Consider the following 11,757-nt stretch of genomic DNA (forward strand, 5'->3'; position numbering starts at 1 on the left):
CCTTCGACGATTTCAAATTTTAACTCCTAAATTCATCATTAACATTAGCATTAGCATTACCAATGTCCACCATGGTCGCCCCCAAGAACCGCCTCGGCATCGTCGTTGCCGGTGGTCCGTCGCCCGGTATCAACAGTGTCATATCGGCAGCGGCGATCCGCAGCCTCGTCGATGGCGTCCCGGTTGTTGGCATACAGGATGGCTTCAAGTGGATCATGCGCGGCGACATTGAGCATACCCTTGATTTAACCGTCGATCACGTCAGCCGCATCCACTTCACCGGCGGATCGATTCTCGGCACCGCACGGGATAACCCAACCCGCGATCCGGCGCTGCTCGAAGCAACCGTTAATTCCTTATTGCGTCTAAATATAGACAAGTTGGTCACCATCGGCGGCGACGACACTGCGTTCACCGCTATGAAGGTGGCTGAATCGGGTCACAGCCGCATCAGAGTCGTGCATGTTCCGAAGACGATCGACAACGACCTCGACCTGCCTCAAGGCATTTCGACCTTCGGCTTCCAGACGGCCCGGCAGATCGGCTACGACATCGTGAAGAACCTGATGGTCGATGCCCGCACGACCTCACGGTGGTTCTTCGTGGTAGCAATGGGGCGCAAAGCCGGGCACTTGGCGATGCACATCTCCAAGGCCTCCGGGAATACCCTGACCTTGATTCCCGAGGAGTTTGCCGGATTCGACTTGACGATGCACCGACTGGTCGATGTCCTTGCCGGCGCCATCGTCAAACGGCTTGCCTACGGTCATCCCGACGGCGTAGCGATTCTGGCGGAAGGACTCCTCGACAAGGTCCCGATTGCCGAACTCGAAGCCCTCGGTCATGTCGAGCGTGATGCTCACGATAACGTCCGCTTCGATGAGATCGACTTCGGCACCATCTTGAAGCGTGAAGTGCAGAAGAGGCTTGCCGGTTTCGGACTGAAGCCGGTTATTGTAGCCAAGAATCTCGGCTACGAACTGCGTTGCGCTGATCCCATTGCCTTCGATGTCGAATACACCCGCGACCTCGGCGACCGGGCCGCCGATGAACTTTTAAGTGGCAGCGGCGACTTGATGGTCTCAATTCAGAACGGGCGGTATCTGCCTATTCCTTTTTCCGACATGCTCGACCCGGAAACGGGGCGGACGCGAGTCCGGTTCGTCGATATTGGGGGCGATGCCTACCGCATATTGCAGAACTTTATGATCAGGTTAGTCCGGTCCGATTTCGACGACACCACCGAACTGGCGAAACTGGCGGCGGTTTGCGGAGTCTCGCTTGACCGATTCACGGCCGAGTTTGGGCACGCAGTCGGATAGCCCGAATGGTCATCCGCGTGAGCCTGATGAGCGAGACGTTACACCATAGACGTCATTCTGGACTACCCGTCACCTGAACGCTTGAATTCCTGACACTTGATACTTAATACTTTACACTTTACACTTGACACTTGACACTACCGCTCATCGTTCTTTGCGGGCCGACGGCAGTCGGCAAGACCGCCACTGCGCTCTCTCTTGCCCGGCGCCTGGACTGCGAGGTCGTCAGCGTCGATTCGCGGCAGGTTTATGCGGGGATGGCAATCGGATCCGGCGCTCCCTACGCGATGGAACTTCGCAAGGTCAAGCATCACCTGATCGGAGAAGTTCCTCCCGACCAGCGACTCACAGCGGGCGAATACGCCCGGATGGCGCTTGAGCGGATAGGGGAAATCGAGAGTCGTGGCAGGGGAGTCCTTATCGTTGGAGGCTCAGGGCTTTACCTTCGCGCGTTACTCGATGGGCTGTCACCGGCACCTCCTGCAGATCCAGCCATCCGCGAGGAGTTGTCGCATGAAATTGAGCGCCTTGGCGTTGAGCCGCTGCTCGACGAACTGCACCGGGTTGATCCCGAGTATGCGACCCATGTCGGTCACCGCGACCGCAAACGGCTTGTGAGAGCGCTCGAAGTCCAACGCCTGACCGGTCGCCCCTTTAGCGCCTGGCACCAGACAACCTCGGGCGGGATCGACCAGCCTCCGCGTAGAGTAATGCGATTTGGACTGAACCGTCCCCGTCCGGAATTGCATCGCATGATCGAAGCGCGCGTTGCGGCGATGTTCGCTAAGGGCTGGGTTGTCGAAGTCGAAGATCTTGCCAGACAATACGGCGGCATCGAGAAGATACCGGAACCGGTTGCCGAAGCCGTCGGATACCGGTCGATTATCGCTTATCTTATAGGAACAACGACGCTTCAGGACGCCGGGCAGCGCGCTCTGTTCGCCACCCGGCAATTCGCCAAGCGCCAAATGACCTGGTTTCGCGCCGACCCAAGAATTGTTTGGCTGGAAGGGAGCGGTCCCGAAGCACCGGTTCGCTGGGCCGATCTCATTTTAGATGCCATCAATAACAACTCTTCCGACCACGCACGTGAATCACATTGATGCCGGATCATCCCGGGCGCTCCTGATCTGGATGCGCAGCCGACCCCTCGCCGTCCGGATCGGCGTTCCGGTAGTCCTTTTCAGCCTGCTAACTGCTATCTTCTGGCCTTCGGGGGGCGTCGATTTGCCGACTGCCGTTGTCCAGTCCGGAGAATTCGTCATCGACCTGAAGGAGACCGGACGGCTGCGCGCAGAGAACTCGGTTTTCATTTCAGCGCCTCCGGCTCGCAGCAACCTCCAGATCATAGGCCTCGTCGATGAAGGCACTCTAGTGAAGGAAGGTGACTTCCTGATCCAGTTTGATACCACCGAAGTCCGGCAGCAAATCGATGATGCAATCGCCGATCTAGACATCGCGAAGACCAACTACGACCGCACCCGGGCATCGGCAGACTCGCGGCTCGCGAACCTTGAATCGTCCCTCGAAAACAATCGCGCCTCTTACCGCCTTGCCGAATTGCGCCTCGACCAATTGAAGTTTGAAGCCGACGTCCGCATTGAGGAAGGCACCCTGCAACTTAAGCAAGCCAAAAACTCCCTCGATCAGGCTGTGCGCGAGATCGAAGCCCAGCGCACTATAGATGAGGCCGACCTGAAAGCTCTTGACCTGAAGGTGAAGCAGTCCCGGCTCGACCTCGAGCAGTTGCGCAACGACTTGGCAAAACTGACTATTCGAGCACCTCGACCCGGTCTCGTCGTTTATAAGGAGACCTGGCGCGGCGGTGAAATGAGCAAAATCAAGGTGGGTGACAGCCCCTGGCGCGGCCAGGCTTTGATCGAACTTCCCGACTTGACCTTGATGCTCGTCGCAACGACGGTCAGCGAACTCGATGTTGGGAAGGTGAAGCCCGGACTCGAATGCGAGATCAAGTTGGAAGCCTACCCCGATCCGGTCTTCCATGGCGAAGTGCTCTCGGTTGGGGTTCTCGCTCGCGCCGATGCTACATCCTCGGAAGCACGCTCCTTCGACGTGCTCGTCCGTATCAGGGAGTCGGATCCGCTTCTTCGGCCCGGTATGTCGGCTTCAGTCCGTATCATTGTGGATCGCTTGGCGGACCGGGTCAGCGTCCCGATCGAAGCAGTCTTTGCCCGGGATGGCGACATAATCGCCTACGTCAAGTCGGGCAACTCATTCCGATCGTTCAATGTGAAAACCGGTCCTCGCAACGACAACTTCGTCGTCGTTGAGGAAGGTATTCGTGCCGGAATGCGGGTAGCGCTGGTCGATCCGACCGTCGAGCAGCCGGAACCGAAATCGATAGGCGGCAAGGAGGATAAGGCGACCCCGGAGCCGGCGTCATCAGGTTCACAGTCCGGGCCGGGAAGTCGCCCCCGCGGTCAGGGCGGAGGCCGTCGCCGGGGATGATAGACCGACTTGAGCCGATATCAATGCAGTTTTCCCTATGACAGGTAAGGTTCTGCACCTCGAACAACTCGCTGCGGCGTGGGACGGCCTCCGGTCGCACCGGCTCCGCTCCGGCTTAACGGCACTGGGGGTGATATTTGGGGTTGCCGCCGTCATCGGAATGGCTTCAATCGGTGAAGGCGCCCGACGCGAAGCGTTGAGAATGATCGACTTGATGGGTGCGTCGAATATCATCGTCGATCAGGTGAAATTCGACGATGCCCAGGTGCGCAAGGAGGCGCTGGAGAAGAATCCGAGGGGAATAACCCTTGCCGATGGCGAAGCGATCCGCGCGGTGGTGCCGGATGTCCGCCATGTGGTGCCGCTGCGAATGACCGACGCTAACGTGATAGCCGGCTCGAATTCGGCGAAACTGAAGATTGTTGCGACGAGTCCTCAGTTCTTCGATCTATACCGCATCCGGATCACCGGTGGAAGGGCTTTGTCCGACGCCGACGAGTCCACCGCTCAGCGGGTCTGCGTCCTCGGCGCGGGAGCGCGTCGTGAGTTGTTCCCGCTCGAAGATCCGGTAGGCAAACAGGTGCGGATTGGGAGTTACATTGTAACCGTAGTCGGCGTAGCCGACCGGCGGCCGACCCAGGGGGGCAACATCGAGGGCATCGAACTGCGTGACGAGAACCGCGACCTTTATGTTCCGCTCGCGGCGTCGCTAAAGCGCTCGCCGCCGACCGCGGCCTTCGGGGAGGTCTCGCGGATTGTAGTCGGAATGAACGACCCGGCACAGTTAAGCAGTGCTTCCCGTTTAATCGAGCGCATCTTCGAACGCCGTCATCGTGCGGCCGGGGACTATCAGGTGATAGTGCCGGAGCAACTCCTGCGACAGCATCAGGCGACGCAGCGAATATTCAACATCGTAATGGGAACTATCGCCTCGATTTCGCTTATCGTCGGCGGGATCGGGATAATGAACATCATGCTCGCATCGGTGCTTGAACGAACCCGCGAGATCGGCGTCCGGCGAGCCGTCGGAGCGCGTCAATCCGACATCCGGCGGCAGTTTCTTTATGAGGCGGTGATGCTATCGCTCTTCGGGGGAATCGTAGGCGTAGGACTGGGACTCGGTCTGTCGAAGGCGATCGCGGCCTATGCCGGGTGGGAGACCGCGGTTTCGCTCTGGGCGGTGCTCGTTGCGACGGGCGTTTCCGCTGGAGTGGGGGTGATTTTCGGCTACTTTCCGGCGCGTAAAGCCGCCCGGCTTGATCCCATTGAGGCGCTGCGATATGAATAGGGCATCAGCGCGCTGGCTCAAGCATAAAGCCGGACTTTTCGGAACATTTCTCTCGGCAGTCAGCCTCCTACCTTTTACCTATAGTCTTTTGCCTTCGGCGATGGCTGCCGATACGCTTCGACTGACTCTCGACGGGGCGCTTCGGGCAGCATATGAACTTGGTCCATCGGCCGCGCAGGCTCGATTCGACTCCGTAGCGTCTGAGGCGACCTATCGTGCGACGTGGGGCGGCCTGCTGCCACAACTTCGCCTAACCGGAGATACTCCCAACTGGTGGAAGTCTATCGATGAGCGTCTGATCTACGACCCCGAAACAGGCACCAATGTTCTGACCCAGATCCCGACCGAAGAGCGTCGCAATCAGGGCCGACTAAGCCTCTCGCAGGAACTTCCCTGGGGCGCGTCGCTGGACGTCTCATCGCGTCTATACCGGAGGTTTTGGTTCTGGGATCATCCCGAGGGCGCGATCAGGTTCACGGACTACTCGCTCGCAAACCGGGTCGATCTGACGCAGCCGCTCTTCGACGGCAACCCGACCGGTCGCTTGAAGCGAACTGCCGAGATAGGCCGCGCCACCGGAAGCATCGATCACACCCTTCGGATGCGGTCGGTTCGGTATGATGTCGCAGGCGCATTCTACGGCCTTGTTTCGGCTCGAGAGGAACTGGCTATTGCCGAACGGGACCTCGCTGCCGGCCGCGACGCGGCCGATTTAGCCCAGCGCAAGTTGAACGCGGGTCTCATCCCCGAAGTTGAAGTGTTGCAGATAGAGGTCGATGTCGCCCGCCGGGAGGCTTCCTATCGCAATAGCGAAGGCGCCGTCAGGGCGGCTGAAGATCAATTGAAACTGGCACTGGGTATGCCCCTTGACGGACGCATCATACAGCCTGACTTTGCCTTTTCGGACGAAATCCCGGACGACGCGCCGGTTCCCGTATCCGTTGACAATCGGCTCGAAGTAACCCGCTCGGAACTTGCACTCGAGCGAAGCGCAATAGAGACCCGCGCAGCCGTTCGTCAAGCGCGCATCCGGGCATATCTCTCGCTCTTCTACGAGACTGATTCGCGACGTCGGTCGTTAGACTCGCTCGATCTGCCTTCGACTCGCAATACTGGAGTCTTCCTGCACTTCGAAGTGCCGCTCTATGGCTTTGGCTCGACCTCTTACCGGATCGAAGCGCTTCGCGCCGGGCAGCGCGCAGCCGAGATCGCCAGCCGCGATGCACGCTCCCGGGTCGAAGCCGAGCAGCGGGAAGCTCTCCGCAGACTCGATCGAGTCCGTGACCGATGCCGGATCGCCGCCGCAGCACTTGACCTCTCAGAGCGATCCTTCAAGATCACGAGTGCCCGTTTCGAAGCCGGACTGGTATCATCGCGCGAACTGCTTGACGCTCAGCTCGATCTTACCCGCACGAGGCGCGATCTCCTCTCAGCCCGCATCGACCTCGAACTGGCACTCGAAAATCTGCGCCGAATGACCGATGACTGATGATAATGATAATGCTAATGATAAATCGCTTTCACGAGGCTGTTGACGCTTTTATCGACCAGATCGCAAGAACTCTGCTTATCATTGTCATTATCTTCATAAATTGCAGTAGCATTAGAATTAGTAACTTGCCTTTAGAGTTCCTCAATGTCTGCACCATCTCGTAACCTATCCCGCAAGGCAGCGGCACTGCAGAAACTTCTGCCTCAGCATCCGCTACTGTTTCCCCGTCTTGCTGAGTATTACCTACATTTAGGCAAACCGAAGCCGGCTGCAGAAATCCTCGCTGAGGGGCTGAAAGAGCACCCCGACCTGGCTGCCGGCTGGGTCGTCAAGGGTTACCTCCATAGCCAATTGCGACAAACCAAACTGGCGCGGCTGGCCTTCGAGCAGGCACTCAAAATCGATCCGTCAAATCCTGCCGCGCACCACTACTGCATAGACATCGCGCTGGAGGAGGAGGACGACATTGGCCTGCTTGAACACCTCCGAGCATTGGCCGAACTCGACGCCCTCGACGACAACATCCAGATCCGCTATCAGACTGCGTTGCTGCGCAAAACCGCCCTTGAGAGCGGCCACTTTCGGCGACAGGATGTCCTTCGCCTTACGCCCCAGTCGCTGCGCCAGGAACTTCTAAGAGCCGGGTTGCTTCCGCCCGAACTGGCCCGTCGCAGCGAGCGTTTTTCTACGTCGGATAGCCCTGTCGTGGCACCTGTAGTTGCCACCGAATCGGTTGCTGCTGCATCGCCTCCGCCACCGGCAACCTCCCGGGAGCGCCCTAAACTGGCTTGGGACGGCATCGATGTTGAAAAAGAGGAGATTGGCTTTCGCACTGGACGGCCAATCGTCCCGCCCGCAGAGGAGTTTCGCACTCCGATCACTCCCGGCGATGAGGAACCGGAACCTGATGAATCTGATGGCGGCACCATCGTCCGGGTCTCCTGGGCTGATGCCATAGCCGGCCAGTCAGGCTCACCACTGGTCGAGATTCCTGACGATCAATACGAGGACTCGGCATCCGGAGGTGAGATCGAGGACTTTGAACCGGTGGCGGAAGAGCAGATTGCCGCATCTTCCCAATTCCGCGAGTCGGAACCGGAGCCGGAGCCGCCCGACGTTCCGGCGCCTGAGCCCCCATCCCTGGCTGACGATGAGCCACGTTCTACGGCTGCGCGGCCGCCTGCATCCGGTGAGCCGATTCGTCCTCCATCAGCCGATATACGTTCCACACTCCTGCAGAGAATCGGTGCCCAGCCGTCTCGTCCGTCGACAGTTGGAGCAGAAGAGTCTGGTGAAGAGTCAGACCGGCTACTGCCTCTCCCGGGAAAATTGGCACTCCCTAAACTTCCGGATCGCCCTCCCGCTCGAACCGTCGCCCGACCACCTTTGACAGACCTCAAGCCACGCCGTTCAGATTTCAAGCCTGAACCGGAGCCGGCTCAACCTGAAGAGTTCATTGCACCGGTAGCGGCATCGGCACCTGAAGAGGCATTTGGACTGGCTCGTGACGAGGCGCCCATAGTGAGGCTCTTGAAGGCGCGCAGGACCGTAATTGAGCCTTCGGCTCCGCCTTCCGATGAGCCGCCTTCCGAGCCGGTTGTCGAAGCATCGGCGGAAGCGACACCTCCCCGGCCGGTGCTCATTTCGCCTATCGACGAGATCATGGAGTCGAAGCCGGAATCGCACGCGGTCAGCGAATCCGCGCCGTTGATGTCAGCCATCGAGTCGGCAACCGGATTCGATGCTGAAGCGGAGGCGGAGAGTGCAACTGAAGAGCCTGTCGCCCGACTGGCTGGGCTGCAGTCGTCGCCCATTGAAGCGACCGATTTCTCCGCTCCGCCGGTGGAGCCCCCTGCAATAGAGGAAGCGCAATCGATACCTCTCATCGAGGAGGAGCCGCTTGCGCCTCCACCCGAGGTGAAGGCACGTGAAACTGAGGCTCGCAAGCGGCTGGCTGAGGTTGCCAGGAGTGTTACCGCGAAGAAGCCGACTTCCAAGTCAATGCCATCCGCTGCGAAGCCGCCTGAGGAAGAGAAACAAAAGGCTAAGATCGCCACCAAGACCCTGGCCGAACTCTACGCATCGCAAGGCGATTGGGCACGGGCTATCGAAGTCTATCAGGCACTTCTGGAGAAGTTCCCGACTAACGAAGCCTATCTGCGACGCCTCGAGCAACTGAAAGCCAAGAAGGGAGAGTGAAGTGATATGTGAAATGCGAAGAGTGTAAAGTGTCAAGTATCAGGTGTCAAGTGTCGAGTATCGGGGCAGACGGGAATGCGTCTGCATTTTCTGCCTTTCGTTCTATGCGATACTTGTTCATTATCCTGACTCTGGCCGCATGCGCTCCAGCGCCGCAAACCAATTCCCTCCGCGGTGATGCGGGAACGCCCGAATGGGTGCACTCCCGGCGGTATCGCGAGTATTCGTCCGATTTCGGCTTCGTAGGTATCGGTTCAGGTGCAACCCGGGAGAGTGCGGTCGATGCTGCGATTGCCGATATTGCGCGGCAGATCGAAGTGCACATCGAAGCCGATCTGCATAATGTGCAAACGTCGCGACTGAGTCGCGAGTCCGAGGAACTGACCGGGCAATTTGAGTCGGCGATACGCAGCGCAGCCAAGGCGACGCTCTCCGGAGTCGAAGTATTCCGGACGGCGGAGTCTGGAGGCGTCCATTATGCATTCGGCTACCTTGATCGGGAGCGCCACACCGCAAATTTAGCCCGGGATATTAGATCCCGAAGGGCTGCATTGGATCAGTCAGTTCAGTTTGCCGACAGCCTGGCTGGACGTGGTCTGTTGATCGAAGCCCTTGGCATCTTGAATGAATCATTGCCTGCCGAAATCGACGTCGAAGCCCAGGAGCGGCTATACTTCAGTCTAAAAGGTGCGGAGTTACCGCACTCTCTCGAGCGACCTGGCCTGAATCAGATACTAATGCAAACGGTGCGAGCACTTTCGACAGGTCTGCAAATCGAACGCATCTCCGGCGATGGCCAGGAGGTCGAGCGCGGTCGTCTGTTGCCGGAACCGGTGGTCGTCCGGGTCACAGCGACCTATAAGGCACCGGGCTCACCTATGCCAGTGCCGGGGATGCCGCTCGAACTGATCCGGCACGATGGCGAAGTTATCGATCAAAACAAGACCGATGTCGAAGGCTTGGCGCGGTTGAATGGAATCGTCGTTGGAAGCGGCGAATCAGTTCTGAGGGTCGAACCGGTTTTGAAAGTGAATCGAAGTAGCCCCCTGCTAAAGAACCTCCCGACCACACTGCAGTCGAAGGGAGTCGGATTCACCTATCGCGTTGGAAAGGTCACACCGCAGAAGGTGGCGGTTCTGGTTCGCAGCGAAATTGGGCAGGACCTGCCGGCGGTTCGCAGCAAAATCGTTCGTGCGATCACTGACGCCGGTCACACCGTTTCCGATGGGGGGGGGCTGATGGCTCGTGCCGAAGTCCGCGAAATCGAGTCCCGCGAGATCGTCGGAGTTCAAGGTCGTCAGCATCTGGTGCGGATCGAACTTAGTCTGGTCCTTGAGACGCAGCCGGAACTGCGGCAGTTGGCTTCGCTCAAAGCGACTTCCCAAGGACTAAGTCCAGTCTCTCGCGCCGACGCCTTTGCCGATGCCTGTAATAAATTGACGCTGTCTCCCGATCAAATTGCCGGGCTGATTGCTTCGATAAACAATAAGCGATAGAAGAAAAATGTTACAAATTATTAAACTGCGCTACAGATAGACAATTGGTAAGACAGGCATTCCTGTCTGTCTTAAGGACAGGCAGGAATGCCTGTCCCACTGGACGATACCACAATGCCTGTCCCACTGGACGATACCACAATGCCTGTCCCACTGGACGATACCATATTCTGTGAGCATAGGGATGATAAACTATCGACTGCCCACTAAGGCATTTGCGGTTGCCCTTGTCGGGCTACTATTTGCCTGCACCGACAAGACCTACATCACCAACCCGCCGCCCGTCAAGCCCGCCATAGACCGGACTCCACCGGAAGTCTGGTTCGTCCGTCCAGCGGGCGGTTCTGTTATCACTGACACCGTCCGGATCGAATTGGCCTTTTTCGACTCCTCGGGCGTCGATTCGATCCGCCTCTTGAAGGACGGTGCACCCATCCGCATCATTCCGGCGGAAGCCGGAATCCAGCACGGGCAAATATCATACCTCTGGGACACCACCTCTGACTCCGACGGCGTGCACCTCTGGCAGGCCATAGCATGGGACAGAGCCGGCAATCGGGGCCTCTCGGAAACGCTCCTGTTGCGGGTGAAGAACCGTACCGACGAGCCGGCGCCGGACGTGCGGCCTCCAATAGTCAGCTGGGTCGAACCCGCAGCCGGTGACACGCTCTCGGGCGATGTCAGTCTGCGGTTCCAGATCATGGACGACCGGGAACTAACGTCGGCGGAGGTGCTTTTGAACGGGGGGCGTTACGCAGGGTTGGCGCTCGCGGGTGCGTTTGCCGATACGGGGCTGGTCTGGCGGACCGCAGAGTATTCCGACGGGGTATGGATGATGCAGGTGAAGGCGTTCGACGAGGCCGGCAATCTCGGCTGGAGCGAAGCGCTCTTGGTGCGGGTGAAGAACCAGCCCGATCCTCCGCCGCCCGACGACCGGACGCCGCCGCGGATCCGGTGGATCACGCCCGCGCCGGGCAGCATCGTCCGGGATACGATTGTGCTGGAGTTTAGCGTGGAGGATGAGAGCGAGATCGACAGCGTCAAGGTCATCGTGGATGGCGTGGTCGATGCCATTCTTGCCGGGCAGGAAGACAACATATACACGGTCGAGCGAAACACGTGGAGATGGACAAACGGAAGGCATATCATCGAAATCTGGGCTTGGGACAGCGCAAAAAATGCAGGGCGGAGCGAGCCAATCGGGCTGACGGTGGACAACCACAAGGTCATCTGGGTGCCGGACAACTATGATACGATTCAGAGCGCTATCAATGCCAGCGTGGATGGAGATACGGTGAGGGTGAGGGCGGGAACCTATCGAGAACAACTCCAGTTCTTTGACAAGAACGTGTCCCTGGTCAGCGAGTCGGGACCGGAGGAGACGATCCTCGATGGAACTGGCTATTATACGGCCGCATGGATCACAGGCGGGCAGGATACCACGATGCTCGTAAGGGGACTGACCTTTAGGAACACATCAGATTTCGTATG

General features: G+C 58.7%; 8 protein-coding genes. All 8 read left to right on the plus strand.

What is annotated here, in order from left to right; translation table 11 throughout:
* The first annotated feature begins 62 nt into the window (after positions 1 to 62).
* A complete protein-coding gene (locus FJY67_03835; protein ID MBM3328590.1) occupies positions 63 to 1,322 on the plus strand; it encodes a 6-phosphofructokinase in 1,260 nt (419 codons plus the stop codon).
* 131 nt (positions 1,323 to 1,453) lie between these two features.
* Complete coding sequence (miaA, locus tag FJY67_03840) at positions 1,454 to 2,425, plus strand: tRNA (adenosine(37)-N6)-dimethylallyltransferase MiaA (GenBank protein ID MBM3328591.1); 972 nt, start codon at positions 1,454 to 1,456, stop codon at positions 2,423 to 2,425.
* Positions 2,379 to 3,791 carry an HlyD family efflux transporter periplasmic adaptor subunit gene (locus tag FJY67_03845; GenBank protein MBM3328592.1) on the plus strand — a complete coding sequence of 471 codons (1,413 nt, stop codon included), beginning with the start codon at positions 2,379 to 2,381 and terminating at the stop codon, positions 3,789 to 3,791. Before miaA ends, FJY67_03845 begins: the two co-directional genes overlap by 47 nt.
* 37 nt (positions 3,792 to 3,828) lie before the next feature.
* A complete protein-coding gene (locus tag FJY67_03850) occupies positions 3,829 to 5,079 on the plus strand; it encodes an FtsX-like permease family protein (GenBank protein ID MBM3328593.1) in 1,251 nt (416 codons plus the stop codon).
* On the plus strand, positions 5,072 to 6,568 hold the full coding sequence (locus FJY67_03855) for a TolC family protein (protein MBM3328594.1): 1,497 nt from the start codon (positions 5,072 to 5,074) through the stop codon (positions 6,566 to 6,568). Before FJY67_03850 ends, FJY67_03855 begins: the two co-directional genes overlap by 8 nt.
* 147 nt (positions 6,569 to 6,715) lie before the next feature.
* Entirely contained in the window at positions 6,716 to 8,770 is a 2,055-nt protein-coding gene (locus FJY67_03860; protein MBM3328595.1) for a tetratricopeptide repeat protein, read from the plus strand.
* 104 nt (positions 8,771 to 8,874) lie between these two features.
* Positions 8,875 to 10,266: a hypothetical protein gene (locus tag FJY67_03865; protein MBM3328596.1), complete on the plus strand. Its 1,392-nt coding sequence runs from the start codon at positions 8,875 to 8,877 to the stop codon at positions 10,264 to 10,266.
* A 184-nt stretch (positions 10,267 to 10,450) separates the two neighbouring features.
* Positions 10,451 to 11,757, plus strand: a 1,307-nt coding sequence (locus FJY67_03870) for a hypothetical protein (protein ID MBM3328597.1), incomplete at its 3' end; no start/stop codon positions are given.

The sequence above is a fragment of the Calditrichota bacterium genome (assembly GCA_016867835.1).
Taxonomy (GTDB): domain Bacteria; phylum Electryoneota; class AABM5-125-24; order Hatepunaeales; family Hatepunaeaceae; genus VGIQ01.

Coding starts and splice junctions, on each gene's coding strand:
- FJY67_03835 (MBM3328590.1), top strand. CDS start 63: ATGTCCACCATGGTCGCCCCCAAGAACCGCCTCGGCATCGTCGTTGCC.
- FJY67_03845 (MBM3328592.1), top strand. CDS start 2,379: ATGCCATCAATAACAACTCTTCCGACCACGCACGTGAATCACATTGAT.
- FJY67_03850 (MBM3328593.1), top strand. CDS start 3,829: ATGACAGGTAAGGTTCTGCACCTCGAACAACTCGCTGCGGCGTGGGAC.
- FJY67_03855 (MBM3328594.1), top strand. CDS start 5,072: ATGAATAGGGCATCAGCGCGCTGGCTCAAGCATAAAGCCGGACTTTTC.
- FJY67_03860 (MBM3328595.1), top strand. CDS start 6,716: ATGTCTGCACCATCTCGTAACCTATCCCGCAAGGCAGCGGCACTGCAG.
- FJY67_03865 (MBM3328596.1), top strand. CDS start 8,875: ATGCGATACTTGTTCATTATCCTGACTCTGGCCGCATGCGCTCCAGCG.